General features: G+C 37.1%; 25 protein-coding genes and 1 other annotated feature. Of the genes, 16 read left to right on the top strand and 9 right to left on the bottom strand.

Annotated elements, in window-relative coordinates; all coding sequences use genetic code 11:
• Positions 1-6: 6 nt before the first annotated feature.
• From rplK to rplL, 4 genes are all read left to right on the top strand, one after another.
• Positions 7-429, top strand: a complete 423-nt coding sequence (rplK, locus tag IGK72_RS10905) for a 50S ribosomal protein L11 (protein WP_002356424.1) — start codon at positions 7-9, stop codon at positions 427-429.
• Between the two features lie 111 nt (positions 430-540).
• A complete protein-coding gene (rplA, locus tag IGK72_RS10900; RefSeq protein ID WP_002356425.1) occupies positions 541-1,230 on the top strand; it encodes a 50S ribosomal protein L1 in 690 nt (229 codons plus the stop codon).
• Positions 1,231-1,292: 62 nt separating this feature from the next.
• Positions 1,293-1,422 (top strand) — a sequence feature (ribosomal protein L10 leader region).
• A gap of 130 nt (positions 1,423-1,552) precedes the next feature.
• Positions 1,553-2,053, top strand: coding sequence for a 50S ribosomal protein L10 (gene rplJ / locus IGK72_RS10895; protein ID WP_002356426.1), 501 nt, complete (start codon positions 1,553-1,555; stop codon positions 2,051-2,053).
• A 62-nt stretch (positions 2,054-2,115) separates the two neighbouring features.
• On the top strand, positions 2,116-2,484 hold the full coding sequence (gene rplL / locus IGK72_RS10890) for a 50S ribosomal protein L7/L12 (protein ID WP_002356427.1): 369 nt from the start codon (positions 2,116-2,118) through the stop codon (positions 2,482-2,484).
• A 250-nt stretch (positions 2,485-2,734) separates the two neighbouring features.
• Here rplL and IGK72_RS10885 read toward each other — a convergent pair whose 3' ends face one another.
• Positions 2,735-3,607 (bottom strand): LPXTG cell wall anchor domain-containing protein, encoded by an 873-nt coding sequence (locus IGK72_RS10885; RefSeq protein ID WP_002379759.1) that lies wholly within the window; start codon positions 3,605-3,607, stop codon positions 2,735-2,737.
• 319 nt (positions 3,608-3,926) lie between these two features.
• Positions 3,927-4,757: an AraC family transcriptional regulator gene (locus tag IGK72_RS10880; RefSeq protein WP_002356429.1), complete on the bottom strand. Its 831-nt coding sequence runs from the start codon at positions 4,755-4,757 to the stop codon at positions 3,927-3,929.
• Positions 4,758-4,905: 148 nt separating this feature from the next.
• Here IGK72_RS10880 and IGK72_RS10875 point away from each other — a divergent pair, with 148 nt between their 5' ends.
• The 3 genes from IGK72_RS10875 (at position 4,906) to IGK72_RS10865 (ending at position 9,889) form a co-directional block, all read left to right on the top strand.
• The gene (locus IGK72_RS10875) at positions 4,906-6,405 is read left to right on the top strand and encodes an amino acid permease (RefSeq protein ID WP_002359464.1); all 1,500 of its coding nucleotides are present in this window, start codon (positions 4,906-4,908) and stop codon (positions 6,403-6,405) included.
• Complete coding sequence (gene ebgA / locus IGK72_RS10870) at positions 6,338-9,460, top strand: beta-galactosidase subunit alpha (RefSeq protein WP_031324268.1); 3,123 nt, start codon at positions 6,338-6,340, stop codon at positions 9,458-9,460. The genes IGK72_RS10875 and ebgA overlap by 68 nt, the downstream gene beginning before the upstream one ends.
• A gap of 180 nt (positions 9,461-9,640) precedes the next feature.
• The gene (locus IGK72_RS10865) at positions 9,641-9,889 is read left to right on the top strand and encodes a GlsB/YeaQ/YmgE family stress response membrane protein (RefSeq protein WP_002356434.1); all 249 of its coding nucleotides are present in this window, start codon (positions 9,641-9,643) and stop codon (positions 9,887-9,889) included.
• Between the two features lie 264 nt (positions 9,890-10,153).
• On the opposite strand, the gene rlmD is transcribed toward IGK72_RS10865, so the two are convergent.
• On the bottom strand, positions 10,154-11,524 hold the full coding sequence (rlmD, locus tag IGK72_RS10860) for a 23S rRNA (uracil(1939)-C(5))-methyltransferase RlmD (protein WP_010820222.1): 1,371 nt from the start codon (positions 11,522-11,524) through the stop codon (positions 10,154-10,156).
• A 131-nt stretch (positions 11,525-11,655) separates the two neighbouring features.
• On the opposite strand from rlmD, the gene recX reads away from it, so the two are divergent.
• The 4 genes from recX (at position 11,656) to IGK72_RS10840 (ending at position 15,558) form a co-directional block, all read left to right on the top strand.
• Entirely contained in the window at positions 11,656-12,456 is an 801-nt protein-coding gene (recX, locus tag IGK72_RS10855) for a recombination regulator RecX (RefSeq protein WP_002356439.1), read from the top strand.
• The gene (gene mutY / locus IGK72_RS10850) at positions 12,446-13,630 is read left to right on the top strand and encodes an A/G-specific adenine glycosylase (RefSeq protein ID WP_002372293.1); all 1,185 of its coding nucleotides are present in this window, start codon (positions 12,446-12,448) and stop codon (positions 13,628-13,630) included. Before recX ends, mutY begins: the two co-directional genes overlap by 11 nt.
• A 180-nt stretch (positions 13,631-13,810) precedes the next feature.
• Entirely contained in the window at positions 13,811-14,935 is a 1,125-nt protein-coding gene (locus tag IGK72_RS10845) for an LCP family protein (RefSeq protein ID WP_002374081.1), read from the top strand.
• Positions 14,936-15,072: 137 nt separating this feature from the next.
• On the top strand, positions 15,073-15,558 hold the full coding sequence (locus IGK72_RS10840) for a hypothetical protein (protein WP_002356444.1): 486 nt from the start codon (positions 15,073-15,075) through the stop codon (positions 15,556-15,558).
• Between the two features lie 44 nt (positions 15,559-15,602).
• Here IGK72_RS10840 and IGK72_RS10835 read toward each other — a convergent pair whose 3' ends face one another.
• From IGK72_RS10835 to IGK72_RS10820, 4 genes are all read right to left on the bottom strand, one after another.
• The gene (locus IGK72_RS10835; protein WP_002362532.1) at positions 15,603-16,127 is read right to left on the bottom strand and encodes a GNAT family N-acetyltransferase; all 525 of its coding nucleotides are present in this window, start codon (positions 16,125-16,127) and stop codon (positions 15,603-15,605) included.
• Between the two features lie 16 nt (positions 16,128-16,143).
• Positions 16,144-16,965 carry an NUDIX domain-containing protein gene (locus tag IGK72_RS10830; protein ID WP_002372290.1) on the bottom strand — a complete coding sequence of 274 codons (822 nt, stop codon included), beginning with the start codon at positions 16,963-16,965 and terminating at the stop codon, positions 16,144-16,146.
• A 162-nt stretch (positions 16,966-17,127) separates the two neighbouring features.
• Positions 17,128-18,315 (bottom strand): toxic anion resistance protein, encoded by a 1,188-nt coding sequence (locus tag IGK72_RS10825; protein WP_002356447.1) that lies wholly within the window; start codon positions 18,313-18,315, stop codon positions 17,128-17,130.
• Between the two features lie 19 nt (positions 18,316-18,334).
• Positions 18,335-19,015 (bottom strand): 5-bromo-4-chloroindolyl phosphate hydrolysis family protein, encoded by a 681-nt coding sequence (locus IGK72_RS10820; protein ID WP_002356448.1) that lies wholly within the window; start codon positions 19,013-19,015, stop codon positions 18,335-18,337.
• A gap of 402 nt (positions 19,016-19,417) precedes the next feature.
• Between IGK72_RS10820 and IGK72_RS10815 the strand changes: the two genes are divergently transcribed.
• From IGK72_RS10815 to IGK72_RS10805, 3 genes are read left to right on the top strand one after another with little or no spacing between them, the layout of a single operon-like run.
• Positions 19,418-20,002, top strand: a complete 585-nt coding sequence (locus IGK72_RS10815; RefSeq protein WP_002356449.1) for an NUDIX hydrolase — start codon at positions 19,418-19,420, stop codon at positions 20,000-20,002.
• On the top strand, positions 19,999-20,295 hold the full coding sequence (macP, locus tag IGK72_RS10810; protein WP_002356451.1) for a cell wall synthase accessory phosphoprotein MacP: 297 nt from the start codon (positions 19,999-20,001) through the stop codon (positions 20,293-20,295). Before IGK72_RS10815 ends, macP begins: the two co-directional genes overlap by 4 nt.
• A 15-nt stretch (positions 20,296-20,310) precedes the next feature.
• A complete protein-coding gene (locus tag IGK72_RS10805; RefSeq protein WP_002356454.1) occupies positions 20,311-21,006 on the top strand; it encodes a 5'-methylthioadenosine/adenosylhomocysteine nucleosidase in 696 nt (231 codons plus the stop codon).
• 66 nt (positions 21,007-21,072) lie between these two features.
• Here IGK72_RS10805 and IGK72_RS10800 read toward each other — a convergent pair whose 3' ends face one another.
• Both IGK72_RS10800 and IGK72_RS10795 read right to left on the bottom strand, forming a co-directional pair.
• On the bottom strand, positions 21,073-21,339 hold the full coding sequence (locus IGK72_RS10800) for a GIY-YIG nuclease family protein (protein ID WP_002379749.1): 267 nt from the start codon (positions 21,337-21,339) through the stop codon (positions 21,073-21,075).
• The gene (locus tag IGK72_RS10795; RefSeq protein WP_002356457.1) at positions 21,329-22,063 is read right to left on the bottom strand and encodes a tRNA1(Val) (adenine(37)-N6)-methyltransferase; all 735 of its coding nucleotides are present in this window, start codon (positions 22,061-22,063) and stop codon (positions 21,329-21,331) included. The genes IGK72_RS10800 and IGK72_RS10795 overlap by 11 nt, the downstream gene beginning before the upstream one ends.
• 188 nt (positions 22,064-22,251) lie before the next feature.
• On the opposite strand from IGK72_RS10795, the gene IGK72_RS10790 reads away from it, so the two are divergent.
• Together IGK72_RS10790 and IGK72_RS10785 are read left to right on the top strand one after the other, a co-directional pair.
• Complete coding sequence (locus IGK72_RS10790; RefSeq protein ID WP_002356461.1) at positions 22,252-22,878, top strand: lysophospholipid acyltransferase family protein; 627 nt, start codon at positions 22,252-22,254, stop codon at positions 22,876-22,878.
• A 51-nt stretch (positions 22,879-22,929) separates the two neighbouring features.
• Entirely contained in the window at positions 22,930-24,198 is a 1,269-nt protein-coding gene (locus tag IGK72_RS10785) for an exonuclease SbcCD subunit D (RefSeq protein ID WP_207623145.1), read from the top strand.
• Positions 24,199-24,201 lie beyond the last annotated feature (3 nt).

Raw genomic sequence — 24,201 nt, 5'->3', positions numbered from 1 at the left:
ATTTTCGTGGCTAAAAAAGTAGAAAAAATCGTTAAATTACAAATTCCTGCGGGGAAAGCAACACCAGCTCCACCAGTAGGTCCAGCGTTAGGTCAAGCAGGTATCAACATCATGGGATTCACTAAAGAATTCAATGCTCGTACAGCTGACCAAGCAGGCTTAATTATTCCAGTAGTAATCTCTGTATATGAAGATCGTTCATTTACATTCATTACTAAAACACCACCTGCTGCAGTCTTATTGAAAAAAGCTGCAAAAATCGAAAAAGGTTCAGGTGAACCAAACAAAACTAAAGTTGCAACAGTTTCAAGCGATCAAGTGAAAGAAATCGCTGAACTTAAAATGGCAGACCTAAACGCCGCTGACGTTGAAGCAGCAATGCGCATGGTTGCAGGAACTGCACGAAGCATGGGTATCATCGTAGAATAATTTTTATTCCACACTTACTCAAAGAAGTAGCTTCTCAGTTCGTTTCATATTTAAAGATATGAAAGACGTGGGAGGTACAACCGTTATAACCACAATCAAGGAGGAAACAAAATGGCTAAAAAGAGCAAAAAAATGCAAGAAGCATTGAAAAAAGTTGATGCTACAAAAGCTTACTCAGTTGAAGAAGCAGTAGCTTTAGCAAAAGATACAAACATCGCGAAATTTGACGCAACAGTTGAAGTTGCTTACAAATTGAACGTTGACCCTAAAAAAGCAGACCAACAAATCCGTGGAGCAGTTGTGCTTCCAAACGGAACTGGTAAAACACAAACTGTTTTAGTATTCGCTAAAGGCGAAAAAGCTAAAGAAGCTGAAGCTGCTGGTGCAGATTTCGTAGGCGACGACGACATGGTTGCAAAAATCCAAGGTGGATGGTTCGACTTTGACGTAGTTGTTGCGACTCCTGACATGATGGCTACAGTTGGTAAATTAGGCCGTGTCTTAGGACCAAAAGGTTTAATGCCAAACCCTAAAACGGGTACTGTAACAATGGACGTTACAAAAGCTGTTGAAGAAGTTAAAGCTGGTAAAGTAACTTACCGCGTTGACAAAGCTGGTAACATCCACGTACCAATCGGTAAAGTTTCATTTGATAACGAAAAATTGGTTGAAAACTTCAACACAATTAACGACGTATTATTGAAAGCTAAACCATCAACTGCTAAAGGTCAATACATCAAAAACATTTCAGTAACAACAACATTTGGACCTGGAATCCACGTTGACCAAGCTTCTTTCTAATTTGAAAGAAAATAATTAAAAAATTCTTGACTCACTCACTTACCCTATGGTAAAGTGAGTGAGGTTAATAATTAACTGTACCGAAGACAGTAGGTGACGCAAGTCTTAATTTCCTACCGAGGACAATTGTTGAGTTATATACAATTCGGTCCCTCTATGTCTACGGTGGCATGGAGTTTTGTTGTTTTACACGACTTTTTGAAAAAAAGCCGATGTAAAACAATACTTGGCGAACGAAGTGAGCGAAGTTTCATTTGATTCTTCTACTTTACATAACGTAAACCAAGTCCAACTCCACCATCAAAATCAGGAGGTGAAATAAATGAGTGAAGCAGCAATCGCTAAAAAAGAAACCCTAGTTCAAGCAGCCGCTGAGAAATTTGAATCAGCAGCATCAGTTGTAATCGTGGACTACCGTGGTTTAACAGTTGAAGAAGTCACTAACTTACGTAAACAATTACGTGATGCAGGCGTAGAAATGAAAGTCATCAAAAACTCAATCCTTTCTCGTGCAGCTAAAAAAGTTGGTTTAGACGGCTTAGACGAAGTCTTTACAGGCCCAACTGCTGTCGCATTCAGCAACGACGATGTAGTAGCACCAGCTAAAATCATCGACGAATTTGCTAAAGATGCAAAAGCATTAGAAATCAAAGGTGGCGTCATCGAAGGAAAAGTTTCTTCAGTGGAACAAATTACTGCGTTGGCAAAACTACCAAACCGCGAAGGTTTACTATCTATGCTATTATCTGTATTACAAGCGCCAGTCCGCAACGTGGCTTACGCTGTCAAAGCAGTGGCAGAGAAAAACGAAGAAGTTGCTTAATTGCAGTCTAATTCAAACCAATAAAAAACAAACAATTTTAATTTAAATGGAGGAAATTCAAAATGGCATTAAACATTGAAAACATCGTTGCTGAGTTAGAAACAGCAACTATCTTAGAACTAAGCGAATTAGTTAAAGCTATCGAAGAAAAATTTGACGTATCAGCAGCAGCTCCTGTAGCAGTAGCTGGACCAGCAGCAGGTGGAGCAGCAGAAGAACAAACTGAATTCACTGTTGAATTAACAGCAGCTGGCGATCAAAAAGTTAAAGTTATCAAAGCAGTTCGTGAAGCAACTGGCTTAGGCTTGAAAGAAGCTAAAGCTGTAGTTGATGGCGCTCCTGCACCAGTTAAAGAAGCTGTTTCTAAAGAAGAAGCAGAAGCTTTAAAAGCTGCTTTAGAAGAAGTTGGCGCTTCAGTAACAGTAAAATAATTCATTCAACTTTTGAATGTTCGAGAACCCTTGTGTTGCAAGGGTTCTTTTTTATTAAGCTTTTAAATGGTGGTAAAGTTAGTGAATTGATTGTCAAAATAATCTTTTCGTTTAATAAAGATAAGCATTCCTAGCTAAAGAGAAAATCCAGAGGATCTTAACCTCTGGATTTGATAATTTTCTATAAATTCTCGTTACCAATATTATTTGATAAAAAGCAAATTATTTAAATAGTGACTGAATAGTAGGTCTATTTCTTTTTATTTTTTATAATGAATATACTAACTAAAGATAGTAAGATGATTCCAATGATAGTAAATAAAACTGATTTTTTTTCGCCAGTACTGGGAAATATCCCCTTTTTGTGCTCGGTTGAACTTGATGTAGTAGCTTTCTTCGAACTGCTCGTAGTTGTTTGTAATGTAGATTCTGTATTAGTAGTATCCGAAGAAACACTTTCAGCACTTTGATTAATTGACGTATAATCGTTTGCTTTTATTTTATCTGCCATTGCTGCTAAACCATAATCACCACGGACATCAGATGGGTAATTTTGGTTAGCGTAGTCTACCTTGACTTGATTAATTAAATCGACGAGTGTTTGATCGCTTAAATTATTTACAACATCACTATTTAAATCATATACATAAATTAACGAAAGTCGAATTTGAGGTAAATAATTTTTTAAGTCATCAATCGTTAATGTTGAGTAATCTGTAGAGTAGGAGTCCTCCGGGATAGGTTTCTCACCATATAATTTAGTAATCATTCTCGCTGTTCCACTGATGTCTTGGTTTACAAAATGAAACGAAACTTTTTTTGCGTAGTCCAGTTCGTCATCAGATAAACGATTTATCAAGGTTTCTGTTAAACCATACATACCTACGTAATTAAGAAGTGTTTGACGAAGCGATGGAAGTTCCTCGCTTTCAGCTGTAAGTGCTGTTGAATCAGTTGAAGCATTAATTGTTGTTGCTGAAGTTTCTTGAGTTAAAGAAGTAACTGTTGACTTTTCCACAGAAGCTTCATTAGCCGAATCTTCTGCCCATACATTAGAAACTGATAGTGTGGTAATCGAAACAAAACAAAAGAGTCCTAAAAACATTTTTTTCATTTTAATCATTCCTTTCGTTACCTATTGTAACATTTTTGAAATATTTTTGTAACAATTAAATATTAAGAAAAGCTTAAGAATATATACTAGGTGATAAAAAATATAAATTTTAAACTATTAATCTATCAAAAATACGATCCGTAGAGACTATTACATTAGTGTCAAAATATTTCAAAGGTGTTGGTTAAAGAAGTACTGTATTTGCTTAATGGTAGTTTCGAGTAAATTAGTCATTATATAAAAGATTGACAAGTATGCTGCATAGCGAAAACTTCGTCAATCTTTTAAAAGGATAAAAATACAGATTTAAGAATAATGACAATTTATTTTAAGTCAAAAACTGTTGACGATATTGTCGAGGTGTCATCTCTTTTTTCTGGAAGAAAAATTTTGAAAAATAAGAAGGTGAAGAAAAACCTGCTTCAAAACTGATTTCCGTGATGGTTAAGGAACTTTTTCTTAATAGAGAACAGGCTTTTTGCAATTTTAAGTTTTGTACATAAATACTAGGATTTGTTTGTTCATAACGCTGAAATAGCTTAAATAAATAGCTACGATCAATGTTATACTCAGAAGCTAATTGACTAATTGAAAGATTGTTTGAAAAATTTTCGTGAATAGCCATTTTTATTTGGTTAAATAATTGTTGGCTTTGATTTTCGTGCTGTGTAACGGAATGATGCTCTAGATAATTCAACAATTGAAAGCTTTCACTTAAGCTGCCAAAATGATTATGTTTCTTCGCTTCTTGGTAAATATTTTTAAATAAACTTTCTAATTTCTTATCAACAGTTCCTTTTAAAATACAATTTTCGGTAGTCAGGCCTATTTTTTCTAAATACTGAGACGAAAGATCTCCAACAAAACCGACCCAATGATAGGTCCAAGGATTTTGCCGATTAGGATAATAAATATTGCGACAATTGGCTGGGATCATAAACAAATCGCCAGCGGTAATGTGTTGTTTTTCCATAAAGGGTGTTGAAAAATAGCCTTCACCATCGCTACAATAATGCAAAACCCAATAATTAATGGGGGCAAACTCAGTTGGTTTTGTCGGACGGCATTTTTCATAGCCAGCTTCATAAAGATGAAATTCTTGGCTAATAGGTTGATCATTAATCAGGATGCTGACATTATTTGTAAAAACATTTTGCATGCTATCACCTCTTTATAAGAGTATGTAAAGGCTTTCTAAAAGTCAACATCTTTACAAGAAATAGGCAACATTTTTTATTTTTAAAAAACTGTAAGCGTTTTACAATGTGTGAGTACTAATTAATTTGATAAAGAGAGGATGTAGTAAAATGGCAACACATTCACGGGAACGATTAGGTTCTGTCGCATTGATGCTCATGACTTTTTCAGCGGTTTTTGCCTTTCCCAGCATTGTTAACAACAGTATTCAGATTGGCCTAGCAACTATTCCAGGATATTTATTCGGCTCTATTTTTTACTTTTTACCATTTATTCTAATGATTGCAGAATTTGCTTCTGCTAATTCTGAAAATGAATCAGGTGTTCACAGTTGGTTGGAATCTGTGCTAGGACCTAAATGGGCATTTTTAGGCGCTTGGTCGTATTTCTTTGTCAACTTGTTTTTCTTCTGTTCATTGCTACCGAATACATTGATTTATGGTTCATACGCTTTTTTAGGTCAAAACGTTTTTCAAGGAAACCATAGTACTAAAATAATTGCAGTGATTTCTATTCTGTTATTTTGGTTAATGACATGGGTTTGTATTAAAGGGGTTTCGTGGATTTCGAAAGTGACTAGCTTAGCGGGTGGTGCTCGTTTATTTATGGGCGTGGCTTTTGTGGTTTTAGCCTTTGTCGTCGTGTTTGGTTTTGGCAATGAACCAGCACAAGAGTTTACCACGACGTCAATTATGCCAACTTTTAATTGGACTTTTTTCATGACGATGGCGTGGATTTTACAAGCTGTTGGCGGTGGTGAAAGTATCGGTGTATATATTAAGGATGTTAAAGGCGGCAATAAAACGTTTGTCCGCACGATGATTGGTGCAACGATTGCGGTCGGTATCATGTATATTCTTGGTGCCGTTGCTGTAGGTTTGGTAGTGCCAACGGACGTCTTAAAAGGAAATTTTTCAAATGGTATTTTTGATATTTTTAAAATTTTAGGTACGTATTTCCATATTCCCGCAGCAATGATGGTGCGCTTAGTAGGAATTATCTTATTTGTCGGAAGTCTTGGTTCTTTGGCTCTGTGGACGGCAGCACCAGTTAAAGTATTTTTCTCAGAAATTCCTGATGGGGTCTTCGGTAAGTGGCTAGTGAAAACGAACGAAGAGGGAAATCCAACCAATGCTTTGTTAGTTCAAGGAATTATTGTGACGATTTTAGTTGCCATTCCAGCATTAGGAATTGGAAATATGGATAGCTTTTTAGAAACGTTAATTAATATGACAGCTTCTACGTCATTAGTGCCTGTCTTGTTCTTGTTAATCGCCTATATTGGGCTTCGTTGGAAAAAAGAAACAATGCCGAGAAGTTTCCGCTTTGGTAATCGAACCTTTGGCTTAATTGCGGGAATTTTCTTATTAGCCATTTTTATCTTTGTATTCTTTATGTCAACTGTGCCGGATCCAAAATTAATCATGGAAGAAATCAATGGCACGTTACCGAAAGGAACCGCTAGTCCACTGGGCATGTTGGCGTATAACATCATTGGGTTAATTGTCTTTATGGGCTTTGCTTGGATTTGTTGGAAACGATATGAAACAAAAGAAAAAAATGAAGTTGGTAAAGGAGAAATGGATTATGAAGACTTGGGAAAATTATAAAGTAGATAGTATTAATCGGTTGCCTGGACGAGCACACTTTTCGAGCTTTCCTTCGAAAGAAACAGCGTTATTAAATGAAAATAAATATACACAAGCATACAAAAATTTAAACGGATGCTGGCATTTTCTCTTTTTAGAAGCGCCAGAATACAGCCCAGAAAACTTTTTTGCGACGGACTTTGATACAAGCCAAATGGATCAAATCACTGTTCCTGGAAATTGGCAAGTCCAAGGATATGGCAAAATGCATTACTCTGATTTATGGTACAATTTTCCCATTAATCCGCCGTATGTACCAACGGAAAACCCAACAGGTATTTACAAACGGACATTTGCTATAGATGAAACATTTCACGATAAAAAAATCATTTTACGTTTTTGTGGCGTAGATTCAGCTTATCATGTTTGGGTGAACGGCCATGAAGTTGGCTACAGTAAAGGTGCACGAAATGAAGCAGAATTTGACATTACGCCTTACGCTAAAATTGGTGAAAAAAATGATTTAACGGTGCGAGTCTATCAATGGTCAGATGGTACGTATTTAGAGGATCAAGATATGTGGTGGTTAAGTGGTATTTTTCGTGATGTTGAATTACTCGGTGTACCAGAAAATGGGCTGGAAGATTTCTTTATTATTTCCGATTTAGATGATTCGTATCAAAATGGCCACTTGGCAATTACGGGTAAATTTTGGCAAGACAAAGGACAACAAGTTCAATTGGAGTTGATGGATCAGCAGGGAAAAACGGTTCTTAAAGAGACTGTCGCAGGAAATCAAGGTACAGTTGAATTTTCAGTAAGTTTACCGTCTGTCACTGCTTGGTCAGCTGAAAAACCATACTTGTATCAACTATTTATAACTGTTTTTTCTGAAGGGGAAGTCGTCGAAGTTATTCCGCAAAAAGTTGGTTTCAGAAATATTCATGTATCTGGTGAGACTTTCTTAGTCAATGGTGTGGCCATTAAACTAAAAGGAATGAATCGTCATGATTATAATCCGAAAAATGGTCGAGTGGTTAGTCGTGAAGAAATTGAAAAAGATATTCGTTTAATGAAACAATTTAATATTAATGCCATTCGAACCAGTCATTATCCAGCATCTGCTTATTTCTATGATTTATGCGATGAATATGGAATGTATGTGATTGATGAAACTGATTTGGAATGTCACGGCTTTGAATTAACAGGAGAATATGATTGGATTAGCAACGATCCAGAATGGGAAACGGCTTATGTTTCTCGGATGGTACGGATGATTCAACGGGATAAAAACCATCCATCAATTCTCTTTTGGTCGTTAGGAAATGAATCTGCGTTTGGTCATAACTTTATTGAAATGGCCCGTATTGCCAAAGAAATGGATCCAACACGTTTGGTCCATTATGAAGGTGATTTTGAGGCAGAGGTCACGGATGTCTATTCTACAATGTATACTTGGTTGGAACACCCAACTAGAGAATTACTGATGAATACGATTATTGAAAATTCAAAAAAACCGCATATTTTATGTGAATATTGTCATGCGATGGGGAATGGCCCTGGGAATTTAAAAGAATACCAAGAGCTATTTTATGCTCATGATAAATTACAAGGTGGCTTTATTTGGGAATGGTTTGACCATGGCATTGAATCGGTAACAGATAACGGTGAAGTTTATTATCGTTATGGCGGCGATTTCGGCGATGATCCAAGTAACAAAGATTTTTGTATTGACGGGATGTTGATGCCTGACCGTACGCCATCTCCTAGCTTGTATGAATACAAAAAAGTCATTGAACCCATTACAACTAGCGCTATTGACGTTCTGTCAGGTGAATTCTCATTATTGAGTCGGTTTGACTTTGAAAACTTGGCTATCTTTAAGCTGGTTTATACAATTACTGAAGATCAAACAGTGATTCAATCAGGGACAGTAGCAGTGCCAGCAATTGCTGGTAGAGCAGAAGGAAGACTGCACTTACCTTATCATTTAGATTTTCCTAAAAAGGCAGGAGCCGCCTATTATTTAACTCTTTCATATCAATTGAAAGAAACGACTGCCTATGCATCTGCTGGTCATGAATTAGCTACCGCACAGTTTGAGTTGCCAATTGCAACGCCAGGGATTGAGATCACACCAGTTGGCTCGCTAATGGCAAAGGAAATTGGCCCTCATTTATACATTGAAGGACCAAACTTTTCAATTAATTTTGATAAAGTGAAGGGTGCCTTAACGAATGTGACACGAGATGGTAAAAAATTATTGCATAAAGGGCCGAAATTTACATTTTGGCGGGCACCGATCAGTAATGATATGGAAATTATTGATGAAATGAAGAAGAAATATTTCTTACATTTAGAGCATGAAATTGTCCGTTCTTTTGAGTGGAAAAAAGTTGATGATTTTATCCAAGTCATCGTAAAAACAATTAACGGAACGACTAACAGTGCTTGGCATTATCAATGTACCTATCAGTATTTAATTGCACCAAATGGCGAAATTTTCTTCGATTTAAAAGGTAGTCCTGCTGGTAAAATTGAAAATGCGCCAGATATGTTACCACGTTTGGGTGTGACTCTCCATTTAGACAAGTCTCTATCAGAAGTAAAATATTTCGGTAAAGGGCCGAGAGAAAACTATGTAGATTCACAAGAAGCTGGTTTACTTGGCGTTTATGATGCTACAGTGGCGGAAATGTTCACTAATTATGTTGTTCCACAAGCCAATGGTAACCACATGGCGACTAAATGGTCCGCATTCACGGATGATCGCGGCCAAGGGGTAGTAGCAACAGCGGCTGATTCATATAATTTTAGTGTTTCTTATTTTGAAGAACAAGCGCTAGATGTTGCTAAGCATACCAATGAAGTACAAGAAAGTGAGTATGTTGTTTTAAATATCGATTACAAACAAAACGCCCTAGGTAGCTACTCTTGTGGCCAGTGGCAATTAGAAAAATACCGGACTACGTTTGAAGAATTCCAATTGGCATTCCGCTTAACACCTTTTAATAATAAAGAGATTCAAGCAGCGGATGTCGCACATGAACGAGTAAAACGACCAACAATTTCTTAAATAAAAGCTCAGAACAGTGCACATCGGTCTCCTGTTCTGAGTTTTTTTAATGAAATTATCAGAAATTATTGCTTTTTTTTCATGGAAACAAGCAAACTATTTTGTTATCTAATAAAAGTAGTCCATAATAGTAACATAGCGAATTATTCGCTAGATAAAGCATTTAGGAGGAATTATTTTATGCATACTTTATGGGTTTTAATCGTTGGTGCTGTTATCGGTGCTATCGCTGGCGCGCTTACAAGCAAAGGTCAATCAATGGGTTGGATTGCGAATATCGTTGCCGGTTTAGTTGGTTCATTTATCGGAGAAAAAATCTTAGGTAGCTGGGGTCCTCACGTAGCAGGTATGGCAATTGTGCCATCAATTATTGGGGCAGTAATTTTAGTTGCTGTGGTTTCATTCTTCTTCGGACGAAAAAATAGCTAATTAAGTAAATAATTGTTTAATTAGTTAAAGGAGGTCGGGACAGAACCGTTTAGCTCCGAGAAATAAGAAGAAATTTCCGAAAATTGCTTTTTAATTTTTGGATAATTTCGGCTTATTTCCGAAGGACCTTCAACTCTTAGAGCTTTAGCTCTTAGAAGTTGTTGAGATCGGAGCAACGCGTAGTGTTGGTTCTGTTCCCGCCGTTTATCAGTTTTTGAGCGTGGAGCAAAAATCCAAAGTGATTTTTGTCCCACGCTCCTTTTTTTATTTTCTCGTTAATTTTACGACAACTTCACAACGAGCGGTTTGTGGAAACATATCAACAGATTGTAAATAGTCTACTTGATATACTTTGGCTAATTGAACTAAATCACGTGCTAACGTGGATACATTACAAGAAATATACACCATTTTCTTAGGTGGTTGTTTCAAAAGGGCCGTTAATAATTTACGATCCAAACCAGTCCGTGGGGGATCAACTACAATGGCATCAGGTTTAAAGCCTTCTTTGAACCATTTAGGTAATAAGTCTTCAGCTGTTCCAACAGCATAATGTGTGTTCGTAACACCAAGTCGTTTTGCATTGAATCTAGCATCGTCAATTGCGGCGGGAATGGTATCCATACCACGAACTTGATGCGCTTGTTTCGCTAAACTTAAGCCAATGGTCCCGACGCCACAATAAGCATCAACAACAGTTTCGTTTGGTTGTAAATCTAAGGCCTTGATTCCTTCATTATATAAAACTTCCGTTTGTTCTGGATTCAATTGGAAAAATGCTCGCGGCGATAAATCAAAGACAACGTCGTTAATGTGTTCTTCAATGCTTTCTTTGCCCCATAAGTGAAGGGTATCATCACCCATTACTAGAGAGGTTTTTTTATTTTGGACATTTTGCATAATAGAAACAACTTCTGGTAATTGTTCATTAATTGCGCGAACCATTTTTTCTTTTTGTGGAAATTTCTGCGATTGTGTAATGAACACTACTTGGACTTCGCCAGTTTGGATGCCCACTCGAACCATTAATGTTCGAAAGATACCACTATTTTTACGTTCATCATAAATTGGTAATTGAAAGTCATTCAATAAATCAACTAATGTATTCATCACCTTGGTTGTCGCAGGCTGTTGGACCAAACAGTTATCAATCGGTACTAATTGATGTGAATCAGCTTGATAGAGACCAGCTTCTACTTGGCCATCGATTTGGCGTAATTGGAATTGGGCTTTATTTCGATAATTCCAAGGATTCTCCATCCCAATTGTTTTTCGTAGTTCATAGTTTTGATAATTGACTGGCTTAAATTTGTTAAGCGCCTGCTTTAATAAATCTTTTTTAAAGTCTAATTGTGCTTTGTAGGCTAAATGTTGTAGTTGGCAGCCGCCACATGTTTCATAGACAGGACAAGGAGGGACCACGCGATCTTTAGCAGCTTTTTTGACAGATTGAAGGGTTCCTTCAGCAAATTTGGGTGTAACATTTGTGATCGTGGCAGTCACTTCTTCTTTCGGTAGCGCCCCAGGAACGAAAATAATTAATTTTTTATAATAGCCGATACCTTCGCCATTAATTCCTAATCGTTTAATTTTTAAAGAAATTTGTTGGCCTTTTTTTACTAGTTGTTGGGTCATATTCTTTCATCCTTTAGTCATCTCACATTTTTCACTTCCTCCCATTTTAGCACATTTTTATTTATTTGGCTTCCAAGGATTCTATGGTATAGTAGAATATATGTTCTGATTTAGAGGGGCAGGAGAATAAGATGACAACAATCACACGAATTAGTAAAGATAAAGGTGAATTTTATCTACTTTGGCTATCTTCAGGCGAAAAACTGCGTGTCTCGGAAGATATTTTAGTACGGCAGCGTCTGCTAAAAGGCCAAGAGTTATCAGATACTTTAATAGAAGAAATAAAAAAAGCCAGTTCTTATGATGTCGGGTTACAAATGGCGATGAATTATTTAAGCTATCAATTACGTTCAAAGAAAGAGATTTTTACTTATTTAAAAGAGAAAGAAATTGTACCTGAAGATCGAGTAAAAATCGTTCAACGTTTAGAAGAGCTGCGGTTGTTGGATGATGCAATTTTTAGTGAAAGTTACGTACGTACAGCTATGCGAACCAGTGATAAAGGACCACGAAATGTGGCACAACAATTAAAGCAAAAAGGCATTAGTGAAGAAGATATTCAGCATGGCTTGACCTTTTATACGTTAGATGAACAGCTTAATGTTGCCACAGCAACTGCAGAAAAAGCCATGAAACGCTATCGAACTAAAAGTTTTAAAGATGCACTTCAGAAAACGCGTCTGCATCTGATGCAAAAGGGCTTTACAAATGAAATCATTGATCTAGCTTTGGAATCTTTAGCTTTTGAAAAGGACGAAGAACAAGAACAACAAGCGTTAAACAAGGAAGGCGAACGTTTATGGCGTGCTAATCAGCGATTTGATTTTTCTAAAAAAGTCCAAAAAGTCAAACAAAGCTTATTCCAAAAAGGGTTTGACTATGATTTGATTCAGCAATTTATTAGCGAAAAGGAAGTAGAACATGACGAATAAAGAGCCTTGGGAGGCGTGGAGTCCCGCAAAAGTTAGTTCATTCCAGGAAGATTTTTTAGCTTGGTATGAACGAGAAAAACGCAATTTACCTTGGCGAGCGAATACAGATGCATATCGTATTTGGATTTCTGAAATTATGCTACAACAAACTCGCGTAGATACAGTCATTGATTATTTTTATCGATTTATGGAATGGTTTCCGACGATTCAAGATTTAGCGGAAGCGCCAGATGATAAGTTGTTGAAAGCTTGGGAAGGGTTAGGTTACTATTCACGAGCGCGTAATTTAAAAGTGGCAGCGCAACAGATTGTTTCAGAATTTGGTGGGAAAATGCCTGACACAATCGAAGATATTCGGAGTTTAAAAGGAATCGGCCCCTATACGGCTGGTGCGATTGGCAGTATTGCCTTTAATCTCCCCGAACCAGCAATTGACGGTAACGTCATGCGGGTAGTGAGCCGTTTATTTGAAATTGATGCAGATATTGCAAAAGCGAGTAGTCGTAAAGTATTTGAAGCGGCGATGCTTAAAATCATCGATCGTGAGCGTCCAGGGGATTTTAATCAAGCCTTAATGGATCTAGGCTCAGCCGTCTGCACCCCAACTTCCCCTAAGTGTGAAAGCTGTCCGCTTCAGCAATATTGTGCGGCCTATCAGGCAGATAAAATGACCGCTTATCCAGTCAAATCAAAAAAAGTTAAGCCGAAAGATGTGTATTATGTCGGCACTATTATTGAAAATAAAAAGCAAGAATTTTTATTAGAACAACGCCCTGAAACCGGTTTGTTAGCTAATATGTGGCTGTTTCCGATTGAAGAAATTAGCAAAAAACAATTTCAACAATTGCAAAAACTGGCGCAACCAGCAGAAACGGAAAAACAATTAACTTTAGAGTTAGAGCCTGTAACAGAGCCTTTGGTCGCTGAAGAACCTGTCAGCTTTTTTACGGACTATGAAACAGTTGTCTGGCAAAAACGTGCCTTAGGCGAAGTCGTTCATATTTTCAGTCATTTAAAATGGCATATCTTAGTCTTTTATGGCCGAAATACAGGCGAATTAGCCACACTAGAGTCGCAGCGATGGGTGGCAGCACAACAATTTTCGGACTATGTTTTTCCAAAACCACAGCAAAAAATGGTGGAATTGTTCAAAAAAGAACACAAAAATAAATAACAAAAAAGAGAGGCTTTTAAACAAACAAGCCCCTCTTTTTTGTTTCCTCTAGGTTATACCCCTATATAAATTCTGCTATGTTTAGTTTTGAAAGGGACTGGTAAGATAGACTTGTCTCTTGTCTGCTTAGAGGAGTAGTAATGATGGTGGAGACTTTTCAAGAGAGAGGAAGTACAGCCAATGAGTAGGAAGCGAAAAATCAGCTTAATTAGTTTAGTCATCATTTTGTTTTTTGTCACAGTCGGCTCAGCATACTTTGCTGTAGCGGGTAGCTATTTAAAGAAAACAATTGATAAAGGCTATGTTCCCATAAAAAATGATTATAATGAAGCGCAAAATAAAGATAGTCAATCGTTTTTGATTATGGGGCTAGACAATACAATTGAACGGAAATTAGGCACAACTAGGACTGATGCTATGATGGTGATTACCGTGAATAACAAGACGAAGAAAATAACCTATTTAAGTTTGCCACGGGATAGTTTTGTGCAAATTGATGCGAAAAATTACCAAGGGATGCAGCGAATTGAAGCCGCCTATACCTACGATGGACCAACAGCTTCTGTTAACACAGTTGAGAAATTATTGAATATTCCAATCAATCATTACGTTGTGTTTAACTTTTTATCTTTTATTAAGTTAATTGATGCAGTTGGCGGCATAGATGTCAATGTCAAGCAGGCATTTGATGGTGTCACCAAAGACGGGCCAGGATCCATTCATTTTGATGCAGGGAAACAGCATTTAGATGGTACGAAAGCTTTATCTTATGCCCGTGAAAGACATAGCGATAACGATATTATGCGTGGATTCCGACAACAAGAAATTATTCAAGCAGTTGAAGACAAGTTGAAATCTGGTCAATCAATCATGAAAATAATGGACATTATTGATTCGTTAAATGGAAACATTCAAACTGATGTGGATTCCAATGAATTGACTCATTTAGTCAAAGAAGGTTTGACTTGGACCAATTATGATAAACAACAGCTTTCTTTTGACTGGCGCACTTTTAGTAATGAAGGGCGCAGTATGGTTGAACTATATCCAGATAGTATTGAAAATGTCCGTCATCAATTACGTGTGTCTTTAAATTTAGAAAAGCCAGATGAACGAGATCAAGACGGCTATGTCTTCCATACGAACGGTGAATTTTTATATCAAAGTGATTATACCGTTCAAGATGAAGCAGCTGAGGAAAACGAAATGACTTCCATCAACGGCAATACGTATATTGGTGTTCCTGGCAATACACAGACCGGCCCGTTGCCATCAGTTAAAACGGAAAATGGCTTTATAAAATAATTTATTTTCCAAGTGTAGAAAATCCGAACATAACAGATTAAATAATCCGCTTACTTATTATTCTTCTAAGGAAAAAACGAAGGATTTTAGCAAGGAAACAGCGTATCATTTGATATAAACCCAACATTCCCTTTATAATGAAAGTAACAAGCAAATTTTTGTTACTTAGAAGGGGAAGGGAGCAAGGAGTTATGTTTAGTTATACAGATACCATTTTGTCAATTATGCAAAGAATTGAAGTATATAACGAAATTTTCAAAGCCATCTCTAAAGAAGTTCAAGAATACGGTTGTAATCAGGCTGCACATCGGAGAGGCCGTGACACTTATATGTTTTGCCGAAATAATGTGAATCGTTTTTTTACAGAAGAAATGATGTTTCGTAAAAATTTAGAGCCGTATTATGATAAAGAAGCAACGAAAATCTTGCTAGAAGGATTAGATACGTATAAAGAAGGAGTATTTTTCTGGTTAGAGGCATTAAGTGAATCTTGCCAAGTGACAGATGAATTGAAATATCAATTAGGAATCCGCCAAAAAGAATCCTCTTATTTATTAATTAATCAAGCTTGTAAAGAAGCCTGTGAGGGCATTCAAAGCGCTCATAGTGTTCATAAGATGTAAAAAGTTAGGGATAGCTGTCAATCTGGCAGCTATCCCTAACTTTTTTATTTCAATATCATCTGATAAGCATAACGTTCGCCATCGTTAACATCTAAAATCACGTCACCTTGATAAACAAAGCCAGCTTTTTTAATCAGGTGCTGCATAGCGAGATTTTGTGGATGTGTATCGATTCGAATATCAGTAGCACCTTGCAAACGAGCGGCTGTAACCAGTGAGCGCAAAAGCACCAAAGCCAGTCCTTGACCTTGAAAGGAACTTTTTAGAGCAACACGATGAATTGCCGTATACGTAGTTTGAGAATGAGGTTGCCAAGAACCATTAAAAATCGCTTCATAAGCAGGATCAATCTCCGAACATAAAACACCAACGCCTGCCAAGGCATCCTCAACCATTAAAATATAGCAAGTTTGCTGGTCGATATCTTTTGCTAAAATTTCTTGATTCGGGCCATCGCCGTTTTGCCATTGGGGAATGCCACTTTTTTGTAAGGTGCGGCGGCCATCTTCAATGATAGCAAGTATGTCAGGCAAATCAGAAGGTTCTGCTTTTCTTAAGTAAACAGTCAAAAAATATTCCCTCCTCTTAGAAACCTGTTGTTGTTTTCAATTGGTAAATTTTTGAAGGGCGGCCAATGCCAACGGGACGTTCACCTAACTCTTCAAAATATTGTGTCATGGCTTTTTTAAAATTTGAATGGTCAATGCTGCGATAATCAACGCCGAGGAACTTCGCAAAAACTTTACGGGCTTCCGTAATGGTGAAATCTTTTCCTAAGACTTGAAGCACTTGCGGTTCATGTTCCATTTTATCAACAACACGATTAAACGCCTTAATTATAATTTCACTATGGTCGAAGGCTAATGTATCTTTACCAAGAGAGGCCGCTGTTTTCAAGTCTAAAGTAATTTCCACATCTTCATGAGATAACGTGATGTGTTGACCATGCCGTTCAAGATTGAACCAATGGACTTCTTTGGCATCGTCGCCAGCAATTAAAGGTTCTTCACCAATAAAGGCTAAATAGCTGACTGTCACGACCCAACCACGAGGATCTCGATCTGGGCGACTAAAGCTGTGTAATTGTTCAATATTTTCTTGAGAAATCACCACACCAGTTTCCTCTTTTGTTTCTCTTAAAACACTATCTTCAGTAGATTCGTTACGATTAACAAAACCGCCAGGAAGCGCCCATGAGTTTCTAAAGGGGTGACCTTTACGTTGAATCAGTAAGACTTTTAATTGATCAGCTTCCTTGTTGTAACAAAGAAGAACCATATCAACGGTTAAAGAGGGTTTTTCATATTCAGGTAATTCTTGTTGATGATACCAAGTTAAAAACTCTTCTAAGCTAGCTTGGCGTTCATAATAATTTTTTTCTTCGGCTTTAGAAGCAAATTGTGGCACAATTGCTCCTCCTTTCAAAAAGAAACATGGTTTTCTTTTATTGTATCATTAAGTGGCTGAAATACAATATTCAAGCGTAAAAAGAAAAGCAAGCCTGGGACAAAAATCACTTTTGATTTTTGTCCCAGGCTTGTACTATAAGAAGTTTGTTCTAGACGTTATTTATTGTGTTAATTCTAATAATTTATTTTTCAAATCTTCTTCCATATGGCCAAGTTCGATTTCGGCAGCTTGGCGTTTTTCTTTTCCTTCTTGTTGAATACGTAATGTTTCTTGGATAGTTTCAATTAAATCATTTTGTGTTTTTTGTAATGTTTCAATATCGACTAGGCCACGTTCGTTTTCTTTTGCTGTTTCAATTGCAGAAATTTTTAGCATTTCTGAATTTTTCTTCAGTAAGTCATTGGTGGTTTCAGAGACTTGACGTTGAGCAGTCACAGCATCTTTTTGACGGAGTAAGGTTAAGGCGATGACTACTTGGTTTTTCCATAACGGAATCGCCGTATTCACCGATGATTGAATTTTCTCAGCCAAAGCTTGGTTAGTATTTTGAATTAAACGAATTTGTGGGGCTTGTTGAATCGTAATTTGACGAGCCAAGCGTAAATCATGGGTTCTTTTTTCTAAACGGTCTAGGAATTGGTTATAATCATTAACAATTTGGACATCCATTTGATCTCCAGATTCTTCCGCTTTTTTCATGGCTTCAGGAATAATTTGCGTCCGTAGTTCTTCTGCTTTTAATTCCCCAGCGGCAATATAGATGTTTAAGGCATCAAAATAATCTTTATTTTTTTGATACAATTGATCTAACATGGCATTATCTTTTAAAAGACCATCTTTTTCATGGGTTAATTTGACAGCAATTTTGTCAATTTGCGCACCAATTTTTTGATATTTGGCGGTAATTTCGTAAACGGATTGTTTGACTTTACCTAACATTTTTTGAATAAAGTTGCCTTCGCCAGCACGTAATTCATTGGGATTGGCTTCATTTAAACGAAACATTAGATCGGTCAGTGAATCACCAACAGGACCAATGTCTTGTGCTTGAACGTGGTTTAACATCGCTTGCGAAAATTCGCCGAGTTTGATTTGGGCATTTGAACCATAGGTAATTACTGCTTGTGAATCTTGGACATCAATTTTTGAAGCTAATTCTTTTGCTTGGGCTTGACGTTCTTGTGGTAATTTATCAATTAAACGAGGAGCTGCTTGCTGTTCTTTTAACTCAGATAGTTCATTTTGTTGCGTTGGTGTTAGTTCATCCATTGATGAAAATGGATTACTTAATAAATCGTCCAATGTATTGGTTACAGATGTTGTTTCTTTGGGTTGTTGCTCAGTCATTTTTTTTCCTCCCTAATGATTATTGCTGGTCTTCGTTTACTTGAGGTGATTCCTCAGTTGCAGCTTTTTGCGACAAGCTGCTTTTAGCGATCGACATTTCGACATCTAAATCGTCTAAGTCATCGGAAACGATTTCCTCATAATCATTTTTAACTAATTTTGACAATTGGTCAATGATTTGTGCGCTTTCTTCTAATTTTTCATACGTTTGTTTGTTTTTTACTTCATGTTGTTCGATTTCTAAATGCTTACTTGTTAAGTCAACGATATTTGGTAAATGTGTATAGAGAAAGTGATTGGCTAAGTGTAACTTTTTAGGTTCTTTCACTAACTCTTTAAACAGAGCTTTAGAAACCTTCGTTGTATCATTACGTAAGTCAATCGCCCGTAATTTAGTTGAACGATTCATGTTTTCTTGTAATTGTATGATTTGTTTTTTGGCTGTGCTCATTGTACTTCTGAAAAAATCAATTTCTTGTGGAGATAACCCCAACTCACGATAATGGGCTTCTTTATCTTTTGTTAAGTAAGGCATTTGATCGCTCTTGTCGGCGGCATTTTTCTTTTTTCGATAGAGAACGAATACTAAAAAGCCTACCAGAATCACAAAAGCGAAGAAGCCATATTCTCTAGCGACAGCAATGATTAAGGCTCCTAAAAGAATATAGCCAATCAGTAATTTTGTATTTAATTTGTTCATTTATATAGTTCCTCCTATCTATCTAATCCTCGAAAGAGTCAGCTCTCGTTACAATAGTTATTTTAGCATACTCTGTGAGAGAAAAGACATACAGCGGAAGATGTATTTTATGATTTAGTGAAATCCTAAGAAAAAAAGTATAAAACGCAAAAAAAGACCCGTCCTAATTGGGGGTAGGACGGGAAAGGAGTTAAAAATGAAAAAGTGTTTTGTTAGGGTTGTTTGTTGGTATGCTTAAATAATACAAGGAAGTTGTGAATTTTTTATGTCTATTTTTTTTCGAAAATGTAATTTTTTTCTAAAGCAATAAATTTTTTTCTTTGAAAAGGGTTTAACTAGAGAAGAAGGGGTGCGATTTTTATCATTTTAGGGTATGATAAACAAGAAAGGTTGGTGAAAGATATGTTAAATTATGAGGACTTCGAAGAAAAAACACTTCAACGTCGAGAAATTTTTAAAGGAAAGATTATTGATGTTTTTTTGGATGACGTGGCTTTACCGACAGGCGGCACTGCTAAACGCGAATTGGTTTTTCATTCAGGCGCAGTAGCTATGATTCCGTTAACCGCAGAAGGAAAAATCGTCTTAGTTAAACAATTTAGAAAACCCTTGGAACAAGTGATTTTAGAAATTCCAGCGGGAAAAATTGATCCTGGAGAAGAAAATCAACTGGAAACGACGGCTATGCGGGAATTGGAAGAAGAAACTGGGTATCGTGCAGGTCAGCTCACCTACATAAATTCAATGTATCTGTCACCAGGATTTGCTAATGAAAAATTGGCTCTCTATTTGGCAACGGATTTGCAGAAAGTCGAAAATCCGCGTCCTCAAGATGAAGATGAAATCTTGGAACTTTACGAGCTAACAATAGCTGAAGCCAAAGCAGAGGTGGCAAAAGGCACGATTTGTGATGCCAAAACACTTTTTGCTATACAATACTGGGAATTGTATTTACTGCAGAGACAGTTTAAGGAGGACACGCAATGAGCAAAGGTCCGTTAGTCACTCGGACAGAGCTTCGCAAACGCAGAGAAGCAGAAGAAAAAGAAGCGGAACGTCGTCAGCAAGAAGAGCAGAAGCTGGCGGAAAAAGCGTATAAGCGAAAAGAAAAAGAAATTTCGACGTTTTATCGTAAAGAAAAGAAAAAACAAAAACCGATCAACAAGTCACGAGTAGGAGAATACTCGAAGCGTCGAGAACGGAGTACTTGGTTAAACAAGGCAATTATTATTGTAGCGATTTTATTAGCCGTTGTGGCGTATATCGTTTTGAATTTATAGAAAAGAGGAATCACTATGAAAATTGGAATTATTGGAGCAATGGATCAAGAGGTCAAAATTCTAAAAGAAAAATTGACAGACACGATGTCATGGGAACGAGCAGGCGCTTTATTTGTTTCTGGTTCGTTAGGAAGACATGAGGTGATTGTGGTTCGTTCAGGAATTGGTAAAGTGGCCTCAGCTGTTACCACGACTTTATTGATTCATCAATATGGCGTAAATATGGTGATTAATACAGGTTCTGCTGGTGGTATCGGTGAAGGACTAAAAGTCGGCGATTTAGTCATTGCAGACAAATTAGCTTACTTTGATGTTGATGTCACTGGTTTTGGTTATGCCTATGGACAATTGCCTGGTGGTGTGCCTTTGTATTTTGAAACAAGTGAATACTTGCGGATGGAAATTGCGAAAGCTGCTGAAAAAACTGGTTTAGCTATTCGTAAAGGATTGATTGTTACTGGAGATACTTTTGTGGATAGCGCTGAGAAAATCGCCAAAATTAAGAAAGAGTTTCCTGAAGCCTTAGCTTGCGAAATGGAAGGCGCAGCAATTGGCCAAGCGGCTTCACAGTTCAATATTCCATTCTTAGTTGTACGGGCAATGAGTGATACAGCAGATGGTGAAGCAACTCAAAGCTTTGACGAATTCATCGATGAAGCTGGGAAAAAATCAGCCGAAATGGTTATTCATTTTGTCGAGAACTTAGTTTAAAAAGAGAAAGAAACAGCCATCATTTCATCAATGAAATGATGGCTGTTTCTTTTTGCTTGTTGTCATTTAATGAAAGGTTTTTAAATACTGTTCTTTTTGTTTACGCGTTAATTTTTTAAAGGCGGCTTCGGCTTTGGTGGCCTCGCTACGTGTTTCAAATTTCTCTGTATGAATCATTATGACTGGGCGACGTTTGGCTAACCGTGTATATTTTGCACCAGTTCCGCTATTATGTTCGGTTAATCGACGTTCTGGCTCAGTTGTATAGCCACCGTAAAAGGAACCATCTTGGCAAAGTAAAACATAAAAATAATGGGATTTCTTATTCTCCATACAGCATAGCCTTCATTTCTGCTTCGTATTCGTTCTTTTCATTGTATGTAAAAAGAGGTGGTAACACACGAAAACCGTCTTTTTTGCCTTGTTTAATGCCTTCAATTAGTAAAACATTGGCTTCTTTGCCTGGCTTCGGATAAACAAACCGAGCTTTTTTCGGCGCAATATTGGCGTTTTCCATGGCATGTAAAATATCCAGGAAACGATCAGGACGATGAACCATTGCGAGGCGACCATTTGTTTTTAATAAATCCGCCGACACAGTGACCACTTCTTGAAGAGACGTGTGAATTTCATGACGGGCAATCGCTAAGTGCGGGTTTGGATTTTTTTGGCTAGTTGGTCGTTCTTTAAAGTATGGGGGATTACATAGTACTAAATCCACAGAATCTTTTTTGATGACTTCTGTCGCTTGTTTTAAATCACGTTCATACATCGTTACTTGTTTTTCCAATTTATTTAATAGAATACTTCGTTGACCCATATCTGCCAAACGAGGTTGTAATTCGATTTGGTCGATTTTTGCAGCTGTTTTCCGACTAACGAAGAGGCCGACCGCGCCATTGCCAGCACACAAATCGACAATCTTGCCTTTTTTTGGTAGTTGCGGAAAATTAGCCAATAAGACTGCATCAATGGAAAAAGAAAAGACTTCTTTGCTTTGAATAATTTGAATATCATCCGCATATAATTGATCAATCCGTTCGCCGGATAATAACATAGATTAAGAACCTCCAACTTTTCATCTGATTGTTCATGTATTATACTACTTTTAAACCCGTATGACAAAATCTGTTCCCTAGATTAGTAGGGACATGTTATTTCTCTGATTGATAGACGTAAAAAAAGCTTGTCAAAAGGTAGAGCTTTCGGCATACTAGAAAGCGGAGAGAAGAAAGGAAGAAAATTATGTTTTTTACATTTATGCGTGGCGTGGTTCGCGTCATTTTATTTGTGATTAATGGAAATGCACATTATGAAAATAAAGAAAAATTACCAAAAGACCAAAACTATGTCTTAGTTGCGCCGCATCGAACATGGTGGGAACCGCTGTATTTAGCTGTTGCTGGCAGTCCTAAGAAGTTTAGTTTTATGGCAAAAAAAGAGTTGTTTAAAAATCCTGTTTTACGTTTCATTTTAAAACATGCGAATGCGTTTCCAGTGGATCGTGAGAAGCCCGGTCCCAGCGCGATTAAAACACCTGTCAAAATTTTAAAAAATTCTGATTTAAGTTTGATTATGTTCCCTAGTGGCACGCGTCATTCCTCAGAATTAAAAGGTGGGGTAGCCTTGATTGCTAAAATGGGGCGAGTACCTATCGTGCCATCTGTTTATCAAGGTCCGTTAACTTTAAAAGAGTTGTTTAAACGTAAAAAAGTAACGGTTCGTTTTGGGGAGCCAATCGATATTAGCGATATTAAAAAAATGGATAAAGATGGTTTAGCTGAAGTGGAACGTCGGATGCAAGAAGCATTTGATCAGTTAGATAAAGAAATTGATCCAACTTTTAAATATGAATCAACAGAAAAAGAATAAAACAAACCGCTATAGAATAGGAATGTTACTGGCAGGTAGTCTCATCAAAAGATGATGCTCCCTGTCTTTTTTCTTGCGTTAAGAAAAAAGTTTGTTAAAAATCTAATTCTTCTGTCCGATTTTCTTAAAAAATACCAGAAATTTGTTATAATAATAAGAAGGACTTTTTTAGGCGGTGAAAAAATGAAATTTTTACATACAGCAGATTGGCATATTGGCAAAAAATTACATGGTTTTGATTTATTGGCAGAACAAAGGGAAGCCTTTAAACAAATCTTAGCAATTGCGAAAGAAGAGCAAGTGGATGCTGTTGTGATCGCTGGAGATTTGTATGATCGCTCTGTTCCAGCAGTTGAAGCAGTCGAGATTTTTAATGAAATGATGATTCAAATGAATCTCAAAGAGCATTTCCCCGTGTTAGCTATTTCGGGAAACCATGATAGCAGCACTCGTTTAGAAACAGGAGGCCCTTGGTTTAACCAAACGCAATTTCATTTGAATACGCGTTTAGAACAAGCCTTTCAACCAATTGAAATCGACAATACCCAATTTTATTTGTTGCCTTATTTTGAACCGATTGCGGCTCGCTTATATTTTGAAGATGAAACGATTCGAACGATTCAGGCGGCGATGGAAAAAGTTGTCGCGAAAATGCAGGAATCTTTTCTTCCCAACAAAAAACAGGTGTTAGTTAGTCATTTTTTTGTCGCTGGCAGTGAAAAAACTGATTCTGAAACAAAATTAACAGTGGGTGGTTTGGATGTTGTACCGACGGCTTTGTTAGAGCCTTTTGATTACGTCGCGTTGGGCCACTTACATGGAAAAAATGCGTTGCAGTCACCTAATGCTCGATACAGTGGCTCGCCTGTAAAATTTTCTTTATCAGAAATGACACAAGAAAAGGGTGTTTGGCTTGTTGAAACAGAAGCTGAAGTTCATTTTAAATTCCGTACTTTGAAACCATTGCGAGACATTCAACAATTGACGGGCTCGTTTCAGCAGTTAACGGATCCCGCTTTTTATCAAGAAGTGAATCGGGAAAATTATTTACATGTCCAATTAACCGACCGAGCGATCATTCCCAACATGATGAATCAATTGCGAAAAATTTACCCCAAAATTATTGGGTTGGAACGTTTGAATGGTCGAGAAACAAGCAACGGAAATCAGAAAAAAGTGGTACAAATAGAACAACGTTCACCAGAAGAACATCTGCATGACTTTTTTAACGATGTGACAGGAGAGGCCTTGACAGAACAACAAGCACAATGGGTCCAAGAAGAACTGAGTACACTTAATCAATTAGAAAGAGGGAAGTAACAG

Source organism: Enterococcus sp. DIV0183 (assembly GCF_050541505.1).
GTDB lineage: Bacteria > Bacillota > Bacilli > Lactobacillales > Enterococcaceae > Enterococcus > Enterococcus faecalis.
The sequence above is the reverse complement of the archived record's forward strand: the minus strand, read 5'-3'. Positions and strand labels throughout refer to the sequence as shown.